The sequence below is a fragment of the Micromonospora sp. SL4-19 genome, assembly GCF_047921475.1.
GTDB lineage: Bacteria > Actinomycetota > Actinomycetes > Mycobacteriales > Micromonosporaceae > Micromonospora.
In genome coordinates, this window is the sequence record NZ_JBLROB010000001.1 from 87983 (window position 1) to 112297 (window position 24315).

Annotated in this window: 15 protein-coding genes; 9 read left to right on the plus strand and 6 right to left on the minus strand. The window is 71.3% G+C overall.

The features are described 5' to 3' along the window. The first annotated feature begins 56 nt into the window (after positions 1 to 56). The 7 genes from ACNAVT_RS00420 to ACNAVT_RS00450 all read left to right on the plus strand — a co-directional run bounded on the left by ACNAVT_RS00420 (position 57) and on the right by ACNAVT_RS00450 (position 9086). Positions 57 to 1160, plus strand: coding sequence for an efflux RND transporter periplasmic adaptor subunit (locus ACNAVT_RS00420; RefSeq protein ID WP_416292802.1), 1104 nt, complete (start codon positions 57 to 59; stop codon positions 1158 to 1160). Further along, entirely contained in the window at positions 1157 to 1852 is a 696-nt protein-coding gene (locus ACNAVT_RS00425; RefSeq protein WP_416291675.1) for an ABC transporter ATP-binding protein, read from the plus strand. Before ACNAVT_RS00420 ends, ACNAVT_RS00425 begins: the two co-directional genes overlap by 4 nt. 56 nt (positions 1853 to 1908) lie before the next feature. Continuing rightward, the gene (locus ACNAVT_RS00430; protein WP_416292804.1) at positions 1909 to 3117 is read left to right on the plus strand and encodes an ABC transporter permease; all 1209 of its coding nucleotides are present in this window, start codon (positions 1909 to 1911) and stop codon (positions 3115 to 3117) included. A 507-nt stretch (positions 3118 to 3624) separates the two neighbouring features. Further along, complete coding sequence (locus ACNAVT_RS00435) at positions 3625 to 4674, plus strand: DUF418 domain-containing protein (protein ID WP_416291677.1); 1050 nt, start codon at positions 3625 to 3627, stop codon at positions 4672 to 4674. 89 nt (positions 4675 to 4763) lie between these two features. Continuing rightward, positions 4764 to 5948: a YncE family protein gene (locus ACNAVT_RS00440; RefSeq protein ID WP_416291679.1), complete on the plus strand. Its 1185-nt coding sequence runs from the start codon at positions 4764 to 4766 to the stop codon at positions 5946 to 5948. A 172-nt stretch (positions 5949 to 6120) separates the two neighbouring features. Further along, positions 6121 to 6771: an SAM-dependent methyltransferase gene (locus ACNAVT_RS00445; RefSeq protein ID WP_416291681.1), complete on the plus strand. Its 651-nt coding sequence runs from the start codon at positions 6121 to 6123 to the stop codon at positions 6769 to 6771. A 143-nt stretch (positions 6772 to 6914) separates the two neighbouring features. Next, entirely contained in the window at positions 6915 to 9086 is a 2172-nt protein-coding gene (locus ACNAVT_RS00450; protein ID WP_416291683.1) for an APC family permease, read from the plus strand. Between the two features lie 43 nt (positions 9087 to 9129). Here ACNAVT_RS00450 and ACNAVT_RS00455 read toward each other — a convergent pair whose 3' ends face one another. Then, entirely contained in the window at positions 9130 to 9753 is a 624-nt protein-coding gene (locus ACNAVT_RS00455; protein WP_416291685.1) for an FIMAH domain-containing protein, read from the minus strand. Between ACNAVT_RS00455 and ACNAVT_RS00460 the strand changes: the two genes are divergently transcribed. Further along, the gene (locus ACNAVT_RS00460) at positions 9752 to 11440 is read left to right on the plus strand and encodes a dolichyl-phosphate-mannose--protein mannosyltransferase (RefSeq protein ID WP_416291687.1); all 1689 of its coding nucleotides are present in this window, start codon (positions 9752 to 9754) and stop codon (positions 11438 to 11440) included. The two genes, ACNAVT_RS00455 and ACNAVT_RS00460, sit on opposite strands and share 2 nt — an antisense overlap. 15 nt (positions 11441 to 11455) lie before the next feature. Here the strand turns inward: ACNAVT_RS00460 and ACNAVT_RS00465 are convergent, their stop codons facing one another. From ACNAVT_RS00465 to ACNAVT_RS00475, 3 genes are all read right to left on the minus strand, one after another. Beyond that, positions 11456 to 12745 (minus strand): D-alanyl-D-alanine carboxypeptidase family protein, encoded by a 1290-nt coding sequence (locus ACNAVT_RS00465; RefSeq protein ID WP_416291689.1) that lies wholly within the window; start codon positions 12743 to 12745, stop codon positions 11456 to 11458. Positions 12746 to 12747: 2 nt separating this feature from the next. Beyond that, positions 12748 to 14079: an AAA domain-containing protein gene (locus tag ACNAVT_RS00470; protein ID WP_416292806.1), complete on the minus strand. Its 1332-nt coding sequence runs from the start codon at positions 14077 to 14079 to the stop codon at positions 12748 to 12750. A 149-nt stretch (positions 14080 to 14228) separates the two neighbouring features. Next, positions 14229 to 14801, minus strand: coding sequence for a hypothetical protein (locus ACNAVT_RS00475; protein WP_416291691.1), 573 nt, complete (start codon positions 14799 to 14801; stop codon positions 14229 to 14231). Between the two features lie 76 nt (positions 14802 to 14877). On the opposite strand from ACNAVT_RS00475, the gene ACNAVT_RS00480 reads away from it, so the two are divergent. After that, positions 14878 to 16128: an MFS transporter gene (locus ACNAVT_RS00480; protein ID WP_416291693.1), complete on the plus strand. Its 1251-nt coding sequence runs from the start codon at positions 14878 to 14880 to the stop codon at positions 16126 to 16128. A 36-nt stretch (positions 16129 to 16164) separates the two neighbouring features. Here ACNAVT_RS00480 and ACNAVT_RS00485 read toward each other — a convergent pair whose 3' ends face one another. Together ACNAVT_RS00485 and ACNAVT_RS00490 are read right to left on the minus strand one after the other, a co-directional pair. After that, the gene (locus tag ACNAVT_RS00485; protein WP_416291695.1) at positions 16165 to 16665 is read right to left on the minus strand and encodes a hypothetical protein; all 501 of its coding nucleotides are present in this window, start codon (positions 16663 to 16665) and stop codon (positions 16165 to 16167) included. Between the two features lie 59 nt (positions 16666 to 16724). Next, positions 16725 to 24254, minus strand: coding sequence for a LamG-like jellyroll fold domain-containing protein (locus ACNAVT_RS00490; protein WP_416291697.1), 7530 nt, complete (start codon positions 24252 to 24254; stop codon positions 16725 to 16727). Positions 24255 to 24315: the final 61 nt, after the last annotated feature.

Below are 24315 nucleotides of genomic sequence, written 5' to 3' on the forward strand. Positions count from 1 at the left end.
TCTCCGCACCCGCCAGCACCACCGCGCCGCCCGCCGTCACCGCGCCTGCTGGTCCGATGTCGGCGGGCGCAAGGCGGAACCGTCGTCGCCGCCGCGCGCGTACGCCGCTGGTGGTCGCCTCCGCGGTGGTGGTCGCCGCCGCCGTGGGGGCCGCGGCCGCGGTCGGGGTCGGTGACCGCAACGCAGGTACGCCGGCCAGCGGCGGGCTGCCGCCGGCGACCGCCCAGGTCACCCGGCAGACCCTGGTCGACTCGGAGAGCTTCGACGGGACACTCGGCTACGGCGCCACCCACACCGCATCGCTCCGCATGGGCGGCACGGTCACCTCGCTGGCCATGACCGGCGGCCAGGTCAGCCGGGGCAAGTCGCTGTTCGCGGTCGACGACGCCAAGGTGGTGCTGCTGTACGGCCGGCTGCCGGCCTACCGGACGCTGGGGCCCGGCATGTCCGGCGCCGACGTGCGGCAGCTCGAGCAGAACCTCAAGGCGCTCGGCTACTCCGGGTTCACCGTCGACGACGACTACACCTCGGCCACCGCGGATGCGGTGCGGCACTGGCAGGAGGACCTCGGCCTGCCCGAGACCGGCCGGGTCGAGCTGGGCCGGGTCGTCTACGCCGACGGCGCGGTCCGGGTGGACAGCCACGAGGCGGATCTCGGCGACCTGGCCCAGCCGGGCCAGCCTGTGCTGATCTATACCGGCACCGCCCGGGTGGTGACGGTTTCCCTGGCCGTCGACGACGAGCGGCTGGCGAGGAAGGGTGCCAAGGTGACCGTCTCCCTGCCGAACGGCAAGGACGTCGCCGGCACGATCTCCGGTACGGAGACGGTGATCGAGAGCGGCAGCGGCGGTGGGGCGGGCGGCCAGAGCGATCCGGAGACCAAGATCGAGGTCACCGTGACCGTGGCCGACCCGAAGGCGCTGACGGGCTTCGAGCAGGCCACGGCCAAGGTGGCGTTCACCGCCGCCGAACGCGAGGACGTGCTGACCGTGCCGGTCGCCGCGCTGCTGGCGCTGGCCGAGGGCGGCTACGGCGTGCAGCTGGTCGAGGGGTCCACGACCCGGATCGTGGCGGTCGAGACCGGGCTGTTCGCCTCCGGCCGGGTGGAGGTCTCCGGTGCCGGGCTCGCCGAGGGGGCGACCGTGGGGATGCCGACGTGACCGGCGACGCGGTCGTCGAGCTGGACGAGGTGGCCAAGGTCTATCCGGGCGGCGTACGGGCCGTGGACGGGGTGTCGCTGACCATCCGGTCCGGTGAGCTGGTCGCGATCGTCGGCCCCTCCGGGTCGGGCAAGTCGACCATGCTGCACCTGATCGGCACCCTGGACCGGCCCTCGACCGGCCGGGTGCGCATCGACGGGTACGACGTGGCGGATCTCGGTGACCGGCAGCTCTCCGCGCTCCGGTCGTCCCGGATCGGCTTCGTCTTCCAGCAGTTCCACCTCGCCCCGAACGTGCCGGTGCTGGACAACGTGGCCGACGGGCTGCTCTACGCGGGCGTACCCCTGCGGGAGCGGCGGCGGCGCGCGGAGGCCGCGCTGGCGCGGGTCGGGCTGGGCCACCGGCTCGACCACCGGCCGCACGAGCTGTCCGGTGGCGAGCGGCAGCGGGTGGCGATCGCCCGCGCGGTGGTGGGTGCCCCCGCGCTGCTGCTGGCCGACGAGCCGACCGGCAACCTGGACTCCGCGTCCGGCGCCGGGGTGCTGGCGCTGCTGCGCGACCTGCACGCGGCCGGGACCACGATCGTGGTGATCACCCACGACCTGGAGATCGCGGCGGGCCTGCCCCGCCGGGTCCAGATGCGCGACGGCCGGATCGTGGCCGACCACCGTTCCGTGGGGGTGCCGGCGTGAGCGCGAGGACCGAACCGGTGGTGCGAGCCCCGCGGTCGCGACCTGAGGCGGCACAGGTGGGCCGGCCGGTACGGCTGGCGCCCGCCCGGCTCCGTCCGCGGGACATCCTGCGGGTCGGCGGCGTCGGGCTGCGCACCCGGCCGCTGCGGGCGTTCCTGTCCGCGCTGGGCATCGCGATCGGGATCGCCGCCATGGTGTCGGTCGTCGGGATCTCCGCGTCGTCCCGGGCGGAGCTGGACCGCACGCTCGCCGAGCTCGGCACCAACCTGCTCACCGTCGGCCCCGGCAACACGCTCTTCGGCGACAACGCCCAACTGCCGGCCGAGTCGGTGGCGATGATCGGGCGGATCGGGCCGGTGCGGACGGTCGCCGCCACCGGGCTGCTGGCCGACGCCAGGGTTTACCGGTCGGATCTGATCTCCCGGGGCGAGAGCGGAGGGATCGCCGCTCGGGCCGCCAGCCTCGAGCTGCGCGACACCGTCGGGCTGGAGGTGGTCAGCGGCACCTGGCTGAACGCCGCCACCGCGCGCTATCCGGCGGTGGTGCTCGGCGCCTCCGCGGCGCGGCGGCTCGGGATCGGCGCCGCCGGGCCGGACGTGCAGGTCCAGCTCGGCGGACGGTGGTTCACCGTGGTGGGGATTCTGGCTCCCGCGCCGCTGGCTCCGGAGCTGGACCTGTCCGCGCTGGTCGGTTGGGACGCGGCGACGTCGTACCTCGGCTTCGACGGGCACCCGACCACGGTCTACGCCCGCACCGCCGACCGGGCGGTCGAGGCGGTACGCGCGGTGCTCGGCGCGACGGCGAACCCGGAGGCGCCGAACGAGGTGAAGGTGTCGCGGCCCTCCGACGCGCTCGCCGCGAAGCAGGCCACCGACGAGGCGTTCACCGGGCTGCTGCTGGGGCTCGGCGCGGTCGCCCTGCTGGTGGGTGGGGTCGGGGTGGCGAACACGATGGTCATCTCGGTGCTGGAACGGCGCCCGGAGATCGGCCTGCGCCGCTCGCTCGGCGCGACCCGCGGCCAGGTACGCACCCAGTTCCTGGCCGAGTCGCTGCTGCTGTCCGCCCTCGGCGGGATCGGCGGGGTGCTGCTGGGCAGCGGGGTCACGGCCGGCTACGCGTTCTCCCAGTCGTGGCCGACCGTGGTGCCGGTGTGGGCGATGGCCGGCGGGGTCGGCGCGACCCTGCTGATCGGTGCCCTCGCCGGGCTCTACCCGGCGATCCGCGCTGCCCGCCTCGCCCCGACCGAGGCGCTCGCCACGCCCTGAGCGGCGGTTCTTGGCGGGTTGTGGTCGACGTCGGCCACAACCCGCCAGGTGCGTCACCTGCATCCGGACGACGAGCGCCGGAACGGCTGCTGCGGCCTGGACGGTTGCGACGGCCCGAACCTGGTGTGCGACTGCGGGGCGGAGATCGCGACCGAATCGTCTGACTGCTGGACAGCGCAGGTTGTGCGATTGCAGCCGCTCGCCGTGGTTCGAACCGCAAGGGTGGACTAAGTCGCGGGCGGGCCGTGGTGAGGCGGCTGGCGGCGGCCCGTGGATCCCGGTCGGGCCGTGGTGAACACCGCTGCCCTCCGGGTAAAGAGGGCCATGGCTCGGACGCCACCGAGCAGTGATGCGTTCGATCGGATCCTGGACGTGGACGCGCTGCGGGGATTCGCGTTGTTCGGCATCCTGCTGGTCAACATCTGGTACTTCGCCTCGGGCTACGCGTTCCACCGCATCCCCGACCCGGCGTACCCCTCCTGGCTTGACCATCGGATCCACGACAGCGTGGCGCTGCTGTTCGAGATGAAGTTCTACCTACTCTTCTCATTTCTGTTCGGCTACAGCTTCACGCTCCAACTCGACGCAACGCGGCACCGGAACACCACTTTCCGGCCGCGATTCCTGCGCCGGATGGCCGGACTGTTCGTGCTCGGCGGACTGCACGCCGTGCTGCTCTTCCACGGCGACATCCTCACCACCTATGCCGTACTCGGGCTGGTTTTGCTCGCCATACACCGGATCCGGCCACGCACGGCGGTGATCCTGACCGGGCTGCTTGTGGGGGTCGTCGTGCTCTTCTTCGGCTCGATGGCCCTGGCGGAGGCGCGGTCGGTCGACCAGTCGGCCGCCCTCATGGCCGGGGAAAGCATCACAGCGGCGCTGGCCGGCGGACCGGCCTCCGTCATCGCCCAGAACGTCCGTTCGATACCGCATATGATCGCCGGGACGGCGATGCTGCAAGGACCGGTCGCCCTGGCCATGTTCCTTCTGGGGCTCGCCGCCAGCCGTCGCCGGATGCTGGACGACGTGTCGGCGCACACTCGCGGTCTGCGCCTGATCCAGCGCGTTGGATACCCCGTTGGTCTCGCCGGCGCGTTTGCCGTCGTAGCCCTGGGCGGCCGCACCACGGACGAGGGCCTTGCCTTAGCCACCCTCACCGGGACGGCCCTGGCGGCCGCGTACGCCGCCACGATGCTGCGGCTGTTCCACACACCGGCAGGGCGTCGCATATCGGCCGCGCTCGCACCGGCTGGGCGGATGGCGTTGACCAACTACCTGGGCCAGTCCCTGATCTGTGCTCTGATCTTCACCGGACTCGGACTCGGGCTGATCGGCCGGGTACCACCGGCCGGCGTACTGGCCATCGCACTTGGCATCTTCGCCGCGCAGCTGGTACTGAGCGCTCGCTGGATGAGGACCCACCGGTACGGCCCGGTCGAGTGGATCCTCCGGGCGGTGACCAACGCCGAGTGGCCGGCGTGGCGCCACAAGTCCTACGCGGAAGCCACCGTAGTGGAGCCGGACGACGGCCAGCACCCGACCCGGACCCGGTGACCAGGTTCGCGCAGTGGCTCGTACGGCACAGCATCACCGCCCTGCGGCTCTCCCCGCCCTCTAAGGCATCTGTCCCTTATTGTGAGGCAATGTCCCGCAGTCGGTTGCTGGCCGCCGTGCCGGTCCTGTTCCTGTCGGCCGGGCTCCTGGCCTGCACCGACGACCGGGCACCCACCAGGGAGGCGCTGACCAGCCCGTCCGCGGGCACCTCGGCGGGCCGGTCGTTCGGGCCGCTAGCGCCCGGCATGCCGACCTACCCAGCGGCCGGCAACGTCTACGCCGCCGCCGGCCCCAACCAGCTCGCCACTCCGGTGCGCGGCGACCGCCCGCTGGTCTACGTGCCGAACACCAAGAGCAACGACGTCTGGGTGATCGACCCGGCGACCTACAAGGTGGTGGACAAGTTCCCCGGCGGGCCCGAGCCGCAGCACGTGGTGCCCTCCTACGATCTGCGCACGCTCTACGTGGCGTCCAGTCAGATCCCCAACGGTGGCCTGGTCCCGGTCGACGCCGGGACCGGCAAGCCGGGCCAGTTCCGGAAGCTCGAGGACGTCTACAACCTCTACTTCACCCCGGACGGCAAGCAGGCGATCGTGGTCGCCGAGGCGTACCAGCGGCTGGACTTCTACGACGTGAGCACCTGGCAGCGGGTGCGGTCGGTCCGGTTCCCCGAGTGCGGCGGCATCAACCACATGGACTACTCCGCCGACGGCAGGACCATGCTGTTCAGTTGTGAGTTCGCCAATCGGATGCTGGTCCTGGACACCGCCAGCCTGCGCAAGCTGCGCGACTTCCGGCTCACCGAGGCGTCCGACGGGATGCCCCAGGACACCCGGCTCACCCCGGACGGGCAGCACTTCCTGGTCGCCGACATGCGCGCCCACGGGGTGTACGTCTTCGACGGCCAGGCCACCCGGCAGACCGGGTTCATCCGTACCGGCCGGGGCGCCCACGGCATCTACTTCAGCCGCGACGCGCGGCTGGCGTACGTCACCAACCGGGACGAGGGCAGCGTGACCGTCCTGGACCTGGCGGGCCTGAAACCGAGGACGACCTGGCGGATCCCCGGCGGCGGCAGTCCGGACATGGGTGGTCTCTCGGCGGACGGCAAGCAGCTCTGGCTGTCCGGGCGCTACCACGACGAGGTGTACGTGTTGAGCACGGAGACCGGCAAGCTGCTGGCCCGGATCCCGGTCGGTCGGGGCCCGCACGGCCTGACCGTATGGCCGCAGCCCGGCCGCTACTCCCTCGGCCACACCGGGAACATCCGGTAGGGCCGCTCCGGTCCCGGCCGGGCCGGCCGCGGCAAGGCTCTCGAACCTCTAACCTTCTGATCCGTCGTTCAGTGTTTGCCGAACCGGCAAGAATCCTTGCCGACTCGTGTCCCGGCGACGCACCATCGCCGAGTCGGGGCGACGGCCGTTCGCCCGGTGAGGAGGAGACGCGATGACCGAGCACGGGGCCCACCCGGTGGACGAGGACACCGCCCGGTTCTGGGACGAGCTGTACCAACAGCGCGACCGGGTGTGGAGCGGCCGGGCGAACGCCGTCCTGGCCGAGGTGGTGGACCCGCTGCCGCCCGGCACGGCGCTCGACCTGGGCTGCGGTGAGGGCGGCGACGCGATCTGGCTGGCCGGCCGGGGCTGGCGGGTGACCGCCGTGGACGTCTCGACCACCGCCCTGAGCCGGTTGACCGCCGAGGCGACCCGGGCTGGTGTGGAGTCCCGGATCACCGTGGCCATGCACGACCTGACCCGAACCTTCCCGGAGGGCCGGTACGACCTGGTTTCGGCGCAGTTCCTCCAGTCCCCGCTGGAACTGCCCAGGGAGGCGGTGCTGCGCGCGGCGGCACGGGCGGTCGCGCCCGGCGGCCGGCTCCTGGTGGTCGAGCACGGCGCACCACCGTCCTGGGCCCGCGAGAGCCACCCGCACGCCCACTTCGCCAGCCCGGAGGAGATCCTCGCCGCGCTCGATCTCCACCCCGACGACTGGCACACCGAACGGCTCGGGGCCGCGCACCGGACGGGCACCGGCCCCGACGGCGAGACGGGCACCCTCGTCGACCACGTCGTCCTGACCCGCCGCCTGCCGCACTGAGCCTCGCCGTCGGACAGCCGCCGCTCGCGCCCCCGGAGGCAGTGCCGATCATGTGGCACCAATGCGCCGGATCACCGTCGCCGGGCCGGGTGTTCCTGGGATCGTCAGTACGGCTGGCGGGTGTTGAGCAGTAGGAGCGGGCGTTGGGCAAGGAGCGGGACGGTGAGGGCCAGGAGCGGCCGACCGTCTCGCTGAGCCCATCGGCGGAGTTCCCGCCCCTGTCGGCGCCGGATCTTGAGGCGCTGCGCCGGCTGGGTGACCAGTGGCGGGTCGACGAATCGGCGCGGGCGCTGCCGGTGGATCCCGAGCTTCGTCCCACCGGGCCGGGCGCGGCCCACCCCCGAGCGCCGAATGAAGAGTTCCGGCCGGATCAACCGGGTGAGCTCACCACGACTCCGGCGGCGGAGCAGCCCGACACCGACGTGGGTCGGCTCGCCGTCCGGATCCGTCGGGTGCTGCTCGGGCCGCCCCTGTCCAGCGGGTCCGTGCTGCGGGAACGCATGCGCAAACTGATCGCGCTGCCGATCCTCTCGTCCGACCTGCTGTCGTCGGTGGCGTACGGGCCGGAGGCGTTGCTGACCATCCTGGTCCTCGCCGGAACTGCGGCCCTGGGGTTGTCCCTGCCGATCGCCGGCGCGCTGGTGGTGTTGATGCTGGCGGTCGGTGCTTCGTACCGGCAGACCGTGCGCGCCTACCCGCACGGCGCGGGCTCCTACCTGGTTGTCAGCGACAGCATCGGCCCCCGGGCCGGGCTGACCGCGGCGATCGGACTCATCCTCGACTACGTGCTGACCGTGTCCGTGTCGGTGGCGGCGGGAATCGCCGCGATCACGTCGGCCATGCCGGCGCTGACCCCACTGGCCGTACCGCTGTCGTTGCTGGTCATCGCCGCCCTGCTGACCGGCAACCTGCGCGGGATCCGCGTCGCGGGAAACATCTTCGCCGCCCCCACCTACCTGTTCCTGATCGCGATCGGGGGGATGACGCTCGTCGGGCTCACGCAGGCCGCGGCACGCGGATTCACCGTGGCCCCGGCACCACCGGTGCCCGCGACGGAGACACTCGGCGTGCTGCTCATCGCGCGCGCCTTCGCCTCCGGCGCCACGTCGATGACCGGCATCGAGGCGGTGTCCAACGCCGTACCGGCCCTGCGCCCCACCGAGTGGCGCAACGCCCGCACCCTGCTCACCTGGATGGTCAGCATCCTGATCCTCCTCTTCGCGGGCCTGATGTTCCTGGTCCACCTCAACGGCCTGGCCCCGCGGGCGAACGAGACCCTGCTGTCCCAGCTCGCTCACCGCACCTTCCCCCACGGACCGTGGTACGGGATCATCCAGGCGGCCACCGCGCTGATCCTGCTGCTGGCCGCGAACACCGCGTACAACGACCTGCCCCGGCTGCTGTACTTCATGGCCCGCGACGCCTACGTCCCGCGCCGGTTCCTGCACATGGGTGACCGGCTGGCCCTCAGCAACGGCCTGATCACCCTGTCGATCGCCTCCGCGGTGATCCTCACCGCGTTCGGGGGCCGCACCCAGTCCCTGATCCAGCTCTACGCGGTCGGTGTCTTCCTGGCGTTCACGCTCTCGCAGGTCGGCATGGTGAACCACTGGCGGCGGCACCGTGAGCCGGGCTGGCGACGCAGGGCCGCGATCAACGCGTTCGGAGCGGTGCTCTCGGCGATCGTGCTGGTGACCGCCGCGATCACCAAGTTCGCCTCAGGCGCCTGGGTGGTGGTGGTCGCCGTGCCGGTGCTGGTCGTCCTGTGCCTACGGATACGACGGCACTACGACCGGGTACGGCAGGCGGTGTCCCTGCGCCCCGCCCCGACACAGTTGCCCTCCGAAAAGAGCGAGCGGGACATGACGCAAGAATTCCTACCCCAACGGGTACGCCACCTGCTGGTCGTCCCGGTAGCCCGGTTCGACCAGACGACCCTGCGTGCTCTCGCCTACGTGGTGTCGCTCGGCCAGCCGTCACTCGCCGTGCACGTCAGCCCCGAAGATCAGGAAGCCGACCGGCTCCGCGACGAGTGGACGGCCTGGGGTGACCACATCCGGTTGGAGATCGTGGTGTCGCCGCACCGGGAGATCCTCGAGCCCCTGGCCCAGTACATCGGCCAGCTGCACGAAAGGAGCCCCGACCTCACTCTCACGGTGGTCATACCCGAGGTGGTGGTGGACCATCCCTGGCAGAAGGTCCTGCACTCACGAATCGAGCATCGCCTCCGCAAGGCCCTGCGCCGCCTACCCGGTGTCGTCATCACCAGCATGCCCGTACAAGTGTCCGACGACTCGCACCACCCCTCTCGTTGACGTCAGCCGGATCGGCCGTGTGCGAGGGCCGCGCCGAGCGCGGTCAGCGGGCGGGCAGGGCCTGTGAGAGCTGGGTGGTCCCCGCGATTAACAACTCGTAGCCCCTGTTGCTGATCTTGTCATCCTCGCGGAGGTTGATCAGCTTCTCGACGAAGCCGCGCAGCTTCTCGCGCGCCTCGCGCGCCTCACCGTCGGCGAGCTTCTCCTCGACCTCACGCAGTCGCTTGTTCAGCTCCCGAGCTGCGCCACGGCGAAGGTCGCCCTGCTGCGCGAGGCCGTCCACCGTTGCCCGCAGGCCCGCGACGAGCTGCTCCGGCCTGGCCGGGGGCCGCACCGTGGGCCGCGGCGACGGGGACGCGGTCGGGGTGGGCGACGGCGCTTCGGTCGCGGGCAGCTCGCTGGGCGCAACGGATGGCTCGTCGGCGGGCGTGGCCAGTGCGGAAACCGGGCCGGAGCCCTTCGGGCCGTCGTCGCCGCCGAAGCCGACCATCAGCGCGGCGGCCACCACCGCGACGACGGCGCCCGCCGCGGCCACCAACATGACCCGGCGCCCGTCGTCCAACGACCGGTGTCGGCCGCGTCCCGGGTTCACCACAGGCAAGGCGGTGGTGGGCGGATCTGGGTCGGTGAAACGCGGATCGGAGTTGGCAGACACGCCGGACATCATGCCAAAGCTGCGAAGGTCGCCAAACCCTTCAGTTCTCCACCTACGATGCGCGGATGACCGAGGCGGCTACCACGCAGAGCACAGGCACCGTAGTCGTCAACGAACTGGGCCGGGCCCGGTGACCGCGTCCCGCGTCGACAATCCGCCCGGCGTGCCGCGCCCGGCGTTACCGGACGCCGTGAGGCGACGCCTCGCCCCGTTCGATCCTCGTGGAGACCTGCGCTCCTGGGTGGCCACCGCGGTGATCGTGGCGATCGCCGGGGTCCTGCGCCTGCTCAACCTCGCGCAGGTGAAGGGCAAGATCTTCGACGAGCTCTACTACGCCACCGAGGCGCACGATCTGCTCGTCCACGGGATCGAGTGGGACGAGAAGACCAACGCCGGCAAGTACGTGGTGCACCCGCCGCTCGGCAAGTGGATGATCGCGCTCGGCGAGTGGCTCTTCGGCTACAACGAGTTCGGCTGGCGTATCTCGGCGGCGGTCACCGGCACCGTCTCGGTGCTCATCCTCGTCCGGGTGGCCCGGCGGATGTTCGGATCCACCGTGCTCGGCTGCGCCGCGGGGCTGCTGATGGCGCTGGACGGCATGCAGCTGGTGCTGTCCCGGGCGGCGCTGCTCGACATCTTCCTGATGTTCTTCGTCCTCGCCGCGTTCGGCACGCTGATCCTCGACCGTGACGCCCGGCGGCGCCGGTGGCTGCGGGCGCTGGCGGACGGGCTCGACCCGACCGCGCCCGGCAAAAGGGGACGGCCCCGGTTCGCCGTACCGTGGTGGCGGTTGGCCACCTTCGCCCTGCTCGGCTGCGCGTGCGCGGTCAAGTGGAGCGGCGTGTGGTACGTCGTCGTGTTCGCCGCGCTGATGCTCTACTGGGAGGCCCAGACCCGGCGCTCGGCCGGCGTACGGCGCCCGTGGCGCGACGCGCTGCTCGACGAGACCGGCTGGCTGGTGCTCGGCGGGGCCATCGTCGGCGCGGTCTATCTGGCGAGCTGGACCGGGTGGTTCGCCAGCGACAACGGCTATCTCCGCCACTGGCTGCGCGACACCGGCCAGCGGGAGGCACCCGTCATCGGCGCGCTGCAGAACCTGTGGCACTACCACCATGAGGCGCTGAAGTTCCACACCGGGCTGCAGACCCCGCACCCGTACCAGTCGTCGGCGTGGCAGTGGCTGCTGCTCGGCCGGCCGGTCGCGTTCCAGTTCCACTGCTTCGGGACGTGTGGCGGGTCAACCCCCACCCTGGAGGTCCTGCTGCTCGGTACGCCGCTGCTGTGGTGGTCGTTCATCCCGGCGCTGGGCGCGCTGGCCTGGTTCGGTATCGCCCGCCGCGACTGGCGGGCGGGCACGATCGGGCTGGGTGTCATCGCCGGGCTGCTGCCCTGGTTCTACTTCGCCGCCGCCGACAACCGCACGATGTTCTCCTTCTACGCCATCCCGGCGGAGCCGTTCCTGATCCTCGCCGTGGTCTATGTGCTCGGCGCCATCATGGCGCCGGCCCGCGTCCCGGCTAGGACCGGCGGCGCCCCGGAGAGCGGGGGAGACCGCCGCCTGATCGGCGCGATCGTCGCCGGCGTGTACGTGCTGCTGGTCGCCGCCTGCTTCGCGTACTTCTATCCGATCTACGTCGGGGACACCATCCCGTACGCCGACTGGGCAGCTCGCATGTGGCTGGGCAACCGCTGGATCTAGGTGCCGACGGGCGGCTCAGCGGTGGTGGCGGATGCGATCCCAGGTGCTCGGGGCTTCCAGCCCTACGCCGGTGCGTAGCGCGGCGGCCACCGGGCTGCCCTCACCGACGGTGGCTCGGACCTGGCCGTGTTCGGTCTCGGCGGGAAGTTCCGCCGGCACGGCCGGGATGTCGACGTCCAGCCGCACCCGCAGGCCGGGCCAGCCCACCACGCTCACGTCCTTCGCCGCGTTGATCGTCGTGCTGGCACCGAACGGTCCCTGCACGGTGGCGACCTCATCGCCGGCTCGCACGACCGGGTGCACCGCGATCGCGGCGGCGGCGGTGCGCAGCAGTGGACGGGTCGCCCGGAACACCCGGTCCAGCTGCACGGGGGTGTTGGCGCCGGGCTGCCCCAGGATGGCGCCCACGATGGTGATCTTCCGGCCGCCCACCTTGACGACGGCGGCGAAGGCGAGGCAGCCGCCCGCCTCGTCGGTGGACCCGGTCTTGATCCCCACGACTCCGTCCTTGCCGACCAGTTCGTTGTAGTTCTTCACGGTGCCGGCGACCGGCAGGGTGGCCTTCTTCTGGGCCACGATCTCCGCGAACGCCGGCAGTTCCATCGCCTTCCGGGCCAGGATCACCTGGTCGACGGCGGTGCTCACGGTGGCGGGGTCGAGCCCGGACGGGTCGGTGTAGTGGGTGTCGGTCATGCCGAGCGCGGCGGCGGTGTCGTTCATCTTGGCGACGAACGCCTCGATGCTGCCGGCGTCCCAGGCGGCGAGGATCCGCGCCATGTTGTTCGCCGACGGAAGCAGGACGGCCTGCAGCGCCTGCCGTTCGGTGAAGACGGCGCCCGCGACGACCGCCACGAGGGACTCCCCGCGCGCCTGCTCCTTCGGGTACGCGGCGGCCTGCTGCGCGCTGACGGTGAGCTTCGGGCCCTGCTCGCCCGGGTCGAGGGGGTGCTCGGTCAGGATCACGTACGCGGTCATCACCTTGGTCACGCTCGCGATCGGCACCGGCTTGCTTTTGCCCGACTTGCCGAGCGAGCCCAGCCCCTCGACCCAGAGGGCGGCCTGCCCGGTGTTCGGCCATGGCAGCTTCGGGGCCGTGCCGGGGATGATCGCCGACGTGGGCAGGGTCCGCGTGACCGTCGGCGCGGGCAGCGGGCGGTGCAGCGGCTCGATCGCGACCAACGCGGTGGCGGCCAGGAGCAGGAGCAGCAGGCCAGTGACCAACGCCCAGATGCCTGGTGCACGGCGCCGGGCCGGCGGTGGTGGCGGGACCGGTTCGATCACCCGGGCCGTCGCGGAGTCGGACATCCTCACATCTCCCCCACGAGGTGATCTCTCTGCCAGGCCGCGAGCATCGTCTGGTTGGCCGCCCAGCCGTCCGGGAACTTGACCGGCACGTCCAGGTGCATCCGCTCGGTCGACGGGTGCGCGTCCAGCAGCTCCGGGATCCCCGCCCGCGCCACCACGACGCACGCGTGCCGGTGCCGGGAGGCGAGCACGCAGAGCCGCCCGGACTCCAGGTGGAAGGCGGTCGCGTCCCGCCGCCCGGACAGCGGGTGCAGCACGATCGTCACGTCGTACTCCCGGCCCTGGAGGCGGTTGGCGGTGTCGACGGTGATGCCGGCGCCCGCCTCGCCCAGCCGGGCGCGGATCGCCGCCACCTGGTCGCGGTGGGCGGCGCCCACGGCGATCCGGTCCGCCGTCACGGGCGCGCCGTCGGGTGCCTGCTCGGAGATCGCGACCGCGCCGCGCCGCAGCACCCGCAGCGCGAGGGCGGCGCAGGCCGCCGCGGCCTCCCCGTCGGTACGCAGCGTGTGCCGGGCCGGCAGCTCGTACAGCGCCCAGCCCGTCGCCGCTGCCACCTCGACGGTCGCGTCGAACCGGTCGCCCGGTCCGGGCTCGGTGAACGACAGCGCCCGGTCGGCCCGCCCGGTGCCGGCCCGGAACCCGGTGAACGGGTAGAACGCCGCCGCCACCACCGGCGCCGCGGTGGCGGGCAGCCGCCAGGAGACCGGCAGCCGGTGTACGGGCAGCTCCGGGTTGTGCCGCAGCAGGGTGGCCACCGCCGACTGCATCGGATCCCAGGTCAGGCCCGTCCAGCGCGCGGTCTCGACGGTGGAGAACGGGTCGAGCTGCCCGGGATCCCCCACGAACAGCGCCCGCTCGAACCGGCCGGCCACGCGCAGCAGGGCGTCCGAGCGCATCTGGTACGCCTCGTCCACGATCGCCCACGGCCAGACGCCCTCGGCGACGGTGGCCCACTTGGCAGCCGTACCGATGATGATCGCCGAGCCGGCGAGGTCGGCGACCTTGGCGGCGACCCGGACCGTCTCGTGGCCCTCGACCCGCTCGGACGGCTTGTAGTCGGTGGCGGAGAGCCGGCCGATGCGCAGCTCGGGGGCCTTGCGGGCGAGCCGGTCGATGAGATCGTCGACCTGCTCGTTGGTCTGCGCGATGATGATCAGCGACTCGCCGGCGGCGGCCAGTTCGACGGCGGCGCGGACCACGAGCGTGGACTTGCCGGCGCCGGGCGGGGAGTCGACCACCACGCCCCGGTGCGCGCCGGAGCGCAGGTCGGCCAGCACGGCGGTGATGACCCGTTCCGCCTCGACCGCGGGCGGCACCGCCAGCTCAGCGAGCATCGACATGTCCCCTCCCCGGCACGGCGTTTCCGGCACCCTATCGGTCGGGGCGGCGGCCCGGCGCCCACGGACACCCGGTTGTACGTGCCGGGGCAGCGGTTCGCAAGACCACCAGCTCGACCCGGAGGTGCCCCCGCAGGGGACGGGCGTCAGAGCAGGCGCTGGCACGCCTGCGCAGCGTCTCGCTGCCAGACGCTTTCCCCTACGGCGACCGGGTAGTCGACCTCTCTGTCCTGGTTGTCGTCGGTCTTCACCGAAAACCGCGTCGGCAACGGCTCGTTCTCGATCGGGATCGAGCAATCGAATCGCAGCTCGACGTCGATCAGGACGGTGCCGCCAGGTCGTATCAGCCGCGACTGGCCGGTGTCCCTGATCCGCGCGTCCGGCCTCTGCCCCGTGGCCGCATGAACCGTGAGCGGCGCGGAGCCGGCGTTGATCAACGCCAATTGACCCTGCAGTCGAACCAGGCCCGGAGAGCCCGCACTCACGCCACTGGTTGATGCAGGCATGGCCACGAGTGAGACCGTCCGCTCCCGCTGTTCACGCGAGTCTCGAAGCACCTTGACACCGACGCCGCCCAGCACGACACCGGCCACGAAGGCAGCGACGAAGCGCAGGGCCAGCGAGTGCCTTGCCGCGAGCCTTCTCGGGCCGGCGCCCGCCGATCCGGCCGGCTCACGCTCGTACCTGTCCAGGTCGATTTCGCCATCCTCCGTCGGCACGGCGTCAGCTTAGTGTTACGGCGGCGGCACCTGGGGCCGCTGGCCTGACGCGGGTAGTCGGACAGGAGGGTGGGACGTGGCGCCGGAGGTTTCACCGGGCAGGGCCAGGGCGGCGCTCGTCGTGCTCTCCCTCGCCGCGTTCGCGTTCATCACGACCGAGCTGCTGCCGATCGGCCTGCTCACCGTCATCGCACCCGACCTCGACCGGTCGCGCTCGCAGGTGGGCCTGCTGGTCAGCGGGTACGCCGTCGTGGTCGTGCTGGCGTCCGTACCGCTGGCTCGGTTGACCCACCGGATCCCTCGCCGCCAACTGCTCGGCGCCACGATGATCCTGTTCGCGGTGGCGAACGTCGCGGCCGCGCTCGCATCGATGTACGCCGTGCTGGCCGGTGCCCGCCTGGTCACCGCGCTGACCCAGGCCCTGTTCTGGTCCGTCGCCTCGGCGACCGTGACCGGCCCCTTCCCGGCCGCCGTGCGGGGCCGGGTGGTGGCACTGTTCTCGACCGGGGCGGCGCTCGCACCGGTGCTCGGCGTGCCGCTGGGCACCTGGCTCGGGCAGCAGGCCGGCTGGCGTGCGTCGTTCGCGGTGCTGGCCGGGGTCGGCCTGGCGATCGCCGTCGCGGTGGTCGCGCTGATCCCGTCCTACCCACCGGCCGCCGGGGGTGCCGCCCGGGGCACCGCACCGCACGCACGGCGCTTCACGATGCTCCTGGTCGCCACCGCCCTCGGCATCACCGGCTTCCTGACCCTGCAGACCTACGTCACGCCGTTCCTGCTCGACGTCAGCGGCTTCACCGCTGCCGCGCTGGCGCCGCTGCTGTTCGTCTCCGGCGTGGCCGGCGTCGCCGGCACGATCATCGTCGCCCGCACCCTGGACGCCCATCCGATCGCCTCGTTGCTGGCACCGTTGGGCGTCGGAACGGCCAGCCTGCTCGGCCTGTACGCGCTCGGCTCGCTCCGGCCCGCCACGGCGGTCCTGCTCGCCGGCATCGGCATCGCCTACGCGGCGTTCGGCACCGCCGTGCAGAGCCGGATGCTCCAACTCGCCCCCGGCAGCACCGATCTCGCGTCGGCCGGCGTCAGCACCGCCATCAACGTCGGCATCGGGGTCGGGTCGTTGCTCGGCAGTGCCCTCCTGCCCGGCCCGGGGCCGCAGCCGCTCGCGCTTGCCGGCGGGCTGCTGACGCTGGCCGCGCTGGCGGTTCTCGCCGTTGACGCGCGACCGCGCACCGCCCGTCCCTCACCGGCCGCTCCGATGCTGGCGGCGCACTCCGCCGGAGGCCATGACGGGGACGAGGCCTCGGCAGTTACTGGCGGGTCTCGGTGAGGTCGGCCGCGCACCGCCGCATCGGGGATGTGCCGATCACACGTTCACGCCGGCAAAGTAGAACGGTATCGCCACGATCGCCGCGACCAGCGGATCCCACCGCCACGGCTGGCACGCCCACCGCACCAACCGCACGCGCCGGCGCCCGCTGGTGTTTGCCTGGGAGCCTTGGCGCTGGCGCAGCCGCAGCCGGGTCTTCTTGTCCGCCGCATCGCCGGGGAACACCAGCCAGCCCCACCGGCCCGCCGCCATGGCTCGCAGCCCGCTCAACCCTGCGCTGACCGCCGACAGCACCAGCCCGAACATCACCACACCAAAGAACGTGTCGGCGGCCGTCTTCCCGATCACCGGCTCGAGCAGCAGGTCAGCAGCCACACCACCGAACGCCCACGATGCGCCGAACACCGTCCACGCGTAGCCTCGTTCCTGGTTGCGCAGGTTGGCCTCGACGGAGTGCGTCGGCCGCTGCACCGTCTGGCGGCGTAGTGCCGCCCGGTCATCGGCCAACCCCGTCAGCCAGACCACCGGTGCGGCCATCAGACGCACCAGGCGACCGCCGGGGTCCGAGAGGGAATCCCTCGGACCCCGGTCGTCGCTCAGAGCCAACCGCCTCGCCACCTACTCACCCTGCTTCCGCACGGACGCACGAACTTGCAGGCCGTCTGGGCTCCCGCCGTGGCAGCGTAGCCAACACCGGCGTACTTCCACGGGTTGTACCGCCGCTGGGCCTTGTTGAAGGCCTTTCTCGCGTTCACCGCCGCCTTGCTCAGCTTGCGTTTGTTCTGCAACTTACGGGAGTTCGCCCCTGGCTTGTAGGCGGCCCGCGCTTTCTGGGCGCTCTGATAACCGGCTCGGGCTTTGTTCGCGGTCTTCGCCAACCTCATCGCCGAGCCACCGATGACGGCTCCCGCGATGCCCAGGCCACATGAGACTGCCTTCCGTCCCTTGCAGGACGACACCGCGTCGATCACCCCGAAGGCCAGCGATATCGCACCCATCCACTGCAGGCCTGGCACGAATGCCAGGACGCCGGTGACGGCCGAGATGGTGCCCGCATTCTGGATCAGGAAGGAGCCCACCGATTTGGTGGCGGACACCGCCGCGCCGGCGATCTTCTTGAGGCCATTTTTGAGGGACGAGAGGCCCCACTTTCCGTCCAGGTCGAAGCAGTTGACCGGATCGCCAGTGCAGTAGTCATAGGCGGTCGCGTTGCCTCCCTCGGCGGGATCGACCTGCAGGAACCGGCCGATGGCCGGCAGATACAGCCGAACACCCATGAGGACGACTCCGCCGAGCGTCTCAGCGGACCTCTGTTTGCCGCCCAGCCAGCCGTACCGCTGGTCGGCCTGTGCCTGCATCGGCGCGCCGAACTCGTCGTAGTCGAACAGCTCGGGTTCGGTCAGCTCGGTGTCGACCGTCGCGGCCACGTCTCCGTGCAGGCTGGTCAGGTGCAGCCGGGCGCCACTGCTCGAGGACGTCGTGGCGACGAGGTCACCGTCGGGCCCCGGGACGTTCCGGGTGACGGCGCCAGTGGCGTCCTCGGCAATCCATCGAGGCTTGTCGGAGTCGTCGCCGTAGTGGTTCAGCTTGGAGGTGGTGTTGACCCAGGCATCGTTGACGAGGGTCTCGGTGGTGAAGGCCCGGAACCGGTGCGCCGGGTCGAGGGTCCACGTCTGGCGGGTGTCGCCGAGCTGCTGCTGCTTGACGAGGTCGTTGGCGTAGTAAGTGTTGGTCAGCCCGCCCGGCAGCGCGGTGGTGCGGCCGAAATTGTCGTACACGTAGCCGGCGTCGACCAGGCGGTCGGCGGTGTCGTAGCTATGGTCTTCCTCCGCATCGGCCGTGTCCTCCTGGCACCCGCCGTCGGCGGCCGGGGCGAAGCTGGCCTTGCGGGTGCGGTTGGACCGGTCGTCGTAGGTGTAGGTGCGGGTGACGCAGCCGCCGGTGATGGCGCTGTCGTGCCGGGTCTTCACCAGGCGTCCGAGCCGGTCGTAGCCGTAGTTCTTGGCGCCGCCGGTGTAGGAGTGGTTCACCCACTGGCCCGCGCTGTTCGCCACCACGGACTCGGAGTAGATCGTCGCGCCGTCGGAGTCGCGGGTGTAGGTCCGCTCCACCGGTTGCAGGTTGGCGTCGAGCCGGTCGGTGCGCGTCAGACCGCCGGGGTACTTCAGCTCGGTGAGCTGCCCGTCGGGTGAGTACTTCGCCTTGAAGGTGCCGGCCACGCTGTCGGTGACGCTGGTCATCAGGCCACGCGGTTCAGCGTTGCGGTCGTAGGCGTAGACGGCGTAGCCGGTCGGGTCGGACACCCTGGTCGGTTTGCCGTATCGGTCGAACTCGTTGACGGTCCGGCCGCCGTCCGCGTCGGTATACACGGCGAGCCGGCCCAGCAGGTCGTACTCTCGGGTGATCTTGGAACCGTCGAAGCGGCTCTCGATCACGTTGCCGGTGGTCGTGTCGTAGACCGTGTTGACCGATCCCAGCGATCCGCCGAGGTCGTTGGACACCCAGCTGTAGCTGACCCGACCGGCCGAGTCGTAGCCGGTGGTGCTGACCCGGTAGGCGCCCTCGACATAGTCGACGATCTTCTCCGGGTCACCCCACCGGTTGTACCGCTCGATGTTGCGCCACGGCAGGTGTCCGGGCATGCGGGCGGAGTCGTGGCCGGTGATCGTGCTGTTGGCGTTGGTCACACACGGCTGGCCGGCCCATTCCGGCCGGTTCCCGCACGATGCCTGGCTGGCGTTCGGCCCGGCCGTGTAGTAGATCGCGTAGTTACCCTTCGCATCCGAGCCGGAGGATCCGATCCCCCAGGACTTGGTCACCCGTCCCGCGCTGTCGTGGACCGTGTAAGCGGTCAGGTTCCGGCCGCCCGGCCCCGCGTCGGCGATCACCTTGGTCGGGGTCTTCAACACCCAGCCGGACGTGCCGCCGTTGTGCGCGTCGTAGCCGCTCTTGCTGATCCGGACGTCCGCGTCGGGGTAGCCGACGACCTGCGCGCCCTCGGTCTCGGTCGTCACCAGGTGGTAGGTTGCGCCGTCCGGCTTGCCCTCGTCGTAGGTTTTTGCGCTGTGTGTCCGGCCGATCACCGTGGCGCCGGCAGGGATCGCCTGCAGCGGTCCGGCCCCGTCCGGGTCGGCCAGCGGGCTCTCCAGGACCATGGTGACGGTGGGGCCAAGGGTGTCAACGACATCAACACCATCGGCGCTGTACGCGCTGACCGTGGACAGCGCCAGAGCCCGGGTGGCGGTGTCGGAGTTCGCCAGCCCGAGTTCGGCGAGGTAGGCGCTGGCGTTGGGCAGGATGCCCAGGGCGAGTGCCCGGTCCGTGGCCTCCAGGGTCCGGACCACGTTACCGAACCGGTCGTACTCGTTGGTGTCGATGTTCCCGCCCGGCGTGGCGGTGTTGACCTCCTTACCGCCCGCGGAGAGGTAGTGGACGGTGGCGTAGGGGTAGCCGCCGGTGCCGGGGGCGGTGGGGGTGGCCCGGTTGCGGCCCGGGTTGTCCTCCGGCCCGAACACGGCGGTGGCGTCGGTGGGCAGGTCGATCTGCCCCCAGGTGGCGATCGAGGCGGCACCGAGGTTGTAGGGGCCGCCGGCGGCCTGGGTGAGCGGCACGTTGTAGACCAGGTTGGTGGCAACCTCGCCGTCGGTGGCGGTCTTGGAGCCCTGCTGCAGCGCTGCGCGGCGGGCTTTCAGCAGCCGCCCGGCGTTCTCGTCCCCGGCCAGGGTGGCGACCTGGTCGTCGGTGAGGGCCTTGCCGTAGATGCGGACGTCGTCGATCTCGCCGTCCCAGATGTTGCTGGCGGCGCCGGCCCACCTGGCCCGGCCGATCACATAGCCGCCGGTGGCCTCCCAACCGCCGGTCGCCGCGGTGGTGTTCTGCAGGACACCGTTGACGTAGAGCTTCATCTTGCCGCTGGCGGTGTCGTAGACGCCGGTCAGGTGGGTCCACTGCCCGGCGACGGCGGTGGTGTTCGCCAGCGCCCGCACCGGGGTGGCGGTGTCGCTGTCCGTGGTCACGCGGGAGAAGGCGAACTTGTCGTCGGCGGCCACGTAGTTGAGGAAGAACCCACTGGTCCGGGTGCCGTCCTTCGACACCGCCGTCCGGTTGACCGACTTGTCCTTGATCCGCACCCATGCCGACACCGTGTACGACGAGGTGTTCGACGGCGTGGTGCCGGCGACGCTGATCTGCTGGCCGGTGCCGCCGGTGAACGCGGCTGCCTTGTCCGCCGGGTTGTCCGGGTCGTTGCCCTGGGCCCAGCCGACGCCGCTGGCGATGGTGCCGGTCCGGCCGCTGCCCGAGGAGTCGGTGACGGTGGTGCCGGAGCCGGCGTCGAGGTCCCAGCGAAGCGCCGCGGCGTCGATGTCGGGGTTGCCGTAGTCGAACTGCCAGGGCAGCTCACCTGCCGGGGTGAGCTTGCTGACCCGGCCTCCGGTGTACTCGTAGGCCGTCTTCAGCGGCGGGCTGACCCGAGGGTCCCACACCTCGCGGAGCTGGCCCAGGTTGTCGTACGCGTACTTCGCGGTCTGGGTGGCGGTCATCGCGGACGTGTTCGGGTCCCAGGTCCACAGTTTCACGCCGGAGACCCGGTCGGTGTAGTCACCGAACACGCTCTGGCTCAGTCCAGAGCTGGTGGTGGTGGCGTACTCGTATTCGAGGACCTCGCAGCCACGGGCCGGGACGGCGGTGGTGCAGCGGTTCGTGTCGTCCACCCCAGGCTCGACCGGGTTGATGACCTTCTTCAGCAACGCCCGGCCGCCCGTGGTGTCGTAAACGTAGCGGGTGGTGGTGTTGGCCTCGGAGGTCCACGACGACGTGGCCGCCCAGATGCTGCCCTGCTGGGTGAACTCGGTGACGCTGCCGTCGAGCTCGGTCAGCCGGTAGGCCGTGCTGCCGACCTTGCTCAGCACCATGCCCTCGGCCCCCGGCTCAGGGGTATAGCTGACCCCGTCGGGGTTGCGGGCGAAGGTGATCCAGCCGCCGCCGATGGTGTTGACCTGGGCCAGCGATGGCTCAGGCAGGGTGACGGTGGTGTAGTCGACGTCGGCCGCGCCACCGGTCGCCCCGCCGGACCAGGCGGGGCCGAACGGGGCCATGATCTCGGTGACCGACAGGTTGTCCCAGTAGACCTTGCGGCCGGAGCCGCCCTGCATGCCGTTGTAGAGCCGGAAGAACGCCTCGGTCGCACCGGCGGGCACGCTCATGTCCACCGACAGTTCCTGCCAGCCGTCGGTGTACGCGGCCAGGGGCGAGGCGACCTCGAAGTAGTTGTCGCCGAGCTTGTAGAAGCCGACGATCCGCAGGCCACGCTGGGCGAAGGCAGGCACCAGACCGGTGCTCGCGGGCACATAGATCCACCCCGTCGCCCGATACATCCTGCCCGCGACCATGCCCAGCCGCATGCCGCCGCCGTCTCCGCCAACGGCCACATACGTGTCGTTGCTGGTCGTGGTGACCGGGGTGATCTCCACAGACGCGACCGGGGTGACCTCACCCTGACCGAACGCGGTCGATCGGGCCGCCGCCGAGGTGAACGGCACGGTGAACCCCGCCAGGTCCGTGGAGACCTGCTGCTGGTTCGCGGTCAGCAGCTGCCCCATCGGCTGATAGCCGTCGGTCGGCGTCCGCGACGACGACGACCGGGCCACCGTCAGGCCCATCTCGTCCGTGTCGGTGGCGGAGAGCGCGTAGTCCCCGGTGAGCAGGTTCGCCGAGCCGGGTCCGATCTCGTCGCTCGCGGCCCCGTCACCGCTGGAGTCGACCGACGCGCGCACCCACGGGGTGGTGTAGGCGGGGGTGCCGCCGGTGGCGGTGTAGATCTGGGCGCGGACCTCGACCACGCCGCCGACCAGGCCCAGGGTGTCGGTGGCGTTCCAGATCGCGTACCCGCCCAGCGAGGACAGGTTGACGGGGCTGGCCGCGGTGGCGGTGATCGGGGCACCGGTTGCCGAGGTCAGGTTCGCCGACGGGACCGGCAATGTCGCCCCGCCCGGGCCGCGCCGGTATTCGAAATAGGCGCGGGTGTAGCCGGCCACCGGGGTGCTGATCTGCATCTTGGTGCGTTTGACGATTGTCGCTCCGGGTAGCGGCTGCGCCAACGCGGCCGCACCGGCGTCGAACACGTACTGGTTGGCGTTGGACAGGTTGCCGGCGGAGTCCTTCGCCTGCACCGTCAGCGTGCGATGCCCGTCGCGCGGGCTCACCGTCACCGACGTGGCGCCGGTGGCGGACAGCGTCGTAGCCGTGGCCTCGTAGTCGAGCTTGTACACGAACGCCGCGAGGTCGTTGGTGCCGGACGCCGGGGTGAAGGTGAACGTGTCCGGCGCTTCCGCGCCACCGTGTGGTTGCCCGTCGTTGAGGTAGATGGTGGCCGACACGAACGGCACCCCCGGCTTGGCGGTGTCCACGGTGAGCGTCGTCCACGCGCTGTAGGCGCCGTAGCTCCACGCGTCCTTGGCCCGCACCCGCCACTCGTACTGGGTGTCGTTGACCAGGTCGACCGGCACCTGCCAGCTTGCGGTCGACCCGTTCGTCCACGCCGGGTTACCCGACAGCAAACCGGACGTCGCGACCGTCGCCTGGGTGGTCTTGTTGCGCACCTCGAACTCGGCCTGCAACGTCTGCCCGGCATCCGCGTCCGCGAGCTTCGCCGACAGCGTCGGCCGCACGGCGGCGGTGCGCGCCCCCGCCCCGCACAGGGTGTAGCAGGGCGCGACGGCCAGCGCCGACGGGGTGCCCGGCGCGCTGTTGTAGGTGATCGTCACCAACGGCGGATGGACGCCTTCGGCCGAGTCAAACCGCTTCCACGACAGGTTCAACGACTCATTTGTCGCCCGCAGCATCACGCTCGCGCTGGTCGCGCTGGTGTCCGCCGCGTACTGCAGGGCAGGGCCGACCTCGATGTAGACGTAGCCGTCGTTGCAGGAGGCGTTGTAGCCCTTCGTCTCCGTCGACGTGCCGACCTTCGCCCGCGCGGCCGGCTGGTTCGTCCACCGCACCGACGAATCCGCGTAGTCGGTGCGCCACGCCTCCCAGGACGCCGCCGTGCACGACCACGAGTGGTAGTTCCAGAGCCGCAGCTTCGCCGTGATGATCCGACTGCCCGCGAACCCGGTGGTGTTGAACCGCAGGTACGACCGCGCCGTGAACGAACCACCGTCGTTGGAGTAGCCGAGCTTCAGATCCGGCGAACCCGACTGGTCACTGCTGTAGCTGTTCTGCACGAACGCGTCGAACGACGGCGACAGCGACGTCGGCGGGTCGATGGTCACGGGGAACGACAGGTCCGACCGGGCCAGGAACGCCGCGTCCGGCGTCAACTCCACCACCGTACGACCGGCCCCCTTGCCAAGGGCACGGAGCCCGACCCGGCCATGGTTGACGTGCTCCAGGGACTGCGGGGCCACCTCGGCGTCCCACATCAACGGGGTTTGAGCCCGCCCCACCTGCCCGCCCTTGGCGTCCTTCAACACCAGGCCGCCCATGCCGTCAGCGACCGCCGCGAGTTTGCCGGTCCGCATCGGCAGGCTGAGCTTGCGCACCTGCGCCAGCCCGCCCCGGTCCTTCACCACAAAGTGCTGCTCGTAGCCGGTCGTGTGCGCGTGGAACACCAGGTCGACACTCGGCAGCACGTCCGGGTAGGTGATCGTGCGGCCCTCCGCCACGGGCTCCGGCAGCGGTCCCACCCACGCCAGCGAGCTCCGGTCAGCGCCCTCACCCACCGCGACCAGCTCATGCTCCCCCGCACCCGAGGCGGCACCGGAGAACGTGAGCGCCCGGGGATGTGCCTTCGGCGCGACCGAGCCGTCCGCCCGACGTTCCAGCGTCAAGTCCACCGGCACCCACCGGTCGCCCTCACGCACCCGTACCGGAGCGAGGGACCGCTCCTCCGTCAACGTGCCGTCCGGGTTCGCGAACACCTGCGTCGTCTCCGACCGCCGGCCCGCGACCTCCACCCGAGCGCCACACATCTTCGCCGCGACCGCCGCCGACACCTCATCCGCCCGATCATCCGGGCACTTCGGCTTCGGTGCCGCCGCGGGCGCTGCCGCCTGCGCTGGGCGGACCGGACGCTCTGGCACCTCTGTCAGCGTCGCCACCAGGACCAGCGCCAACAGAATCGCCAACCGGCGAACCCAACCGGCGTAGGCCCCGCCGGCCGCAGTGATGAACACCCGAGACTGCCAG

What these genes read in the sequence shown, in the direction of transcription:
- ACNAVT_RS00420 (WP_416292802.1), top strand. Translation starts at nt 57, where the DNA reads ATGTCGGCGGGCGCAAGGCGGAACCGTCGTCGCCGCCGCGCGCGTACG.
- ACNAVT_RS00440 (WP_416291679.1), top strand. Translation starts at nt 4,764, where the DNA reads ATGTCCCGCAGTCGGTTGCTGGCCGCCGTGCCGGTCCTGTTCCTGTCG.
- ACNAVT_RS00445 (WP_416291681.1), top strand. Translation starts at nt 6,121, where the DNA reads ATGACCGAGCACGGGGCCCACCCGGTGGACGAGGACACCGCCCGGTTC.
- ACNAVT_RS00460 (WP_416291687.1), top strand. Translation starts at nt 9,752, where the DNA reads ATGCCAAAGCTGCGAAGGTCGCCAAACCCTTCAGTTCTCCACCTACGA.
- ACNAVT_RS00455 (WP_416291685.1), bottom strand. Translation starts at nt 9,753, where the DNA reads ATGATGTCCGGCGTGTCTGCCAACTCCGATCCGCGTTTCACCGACCCA.
- ACNAVT_RS00465 (WP_416291689.1), bottom strand. Translation starts at nt 12,745, where the DNA reads ATGTCCGACTCCGCGACGGCCCGGGTGATCGAACCGGTCCCGCCACCA.
- ACNAVT_RS00470 (WP_416292806.1), bottom strand. Translation starts at nt 14,079, where the DNA reads ATGCTCGCTGAGCTGGCGGTGCCGCCCGCGGTCGAGGCGGAACGGGTC.
- ACNAVT_RS00485 (WP_416291695.1), bottom strand. Translation starts at nt 16,665, where the DNA reads ATGGCCGCACCGGTGGTCTGGCTGACGGGGTTGGCCGATGACCGGGCG.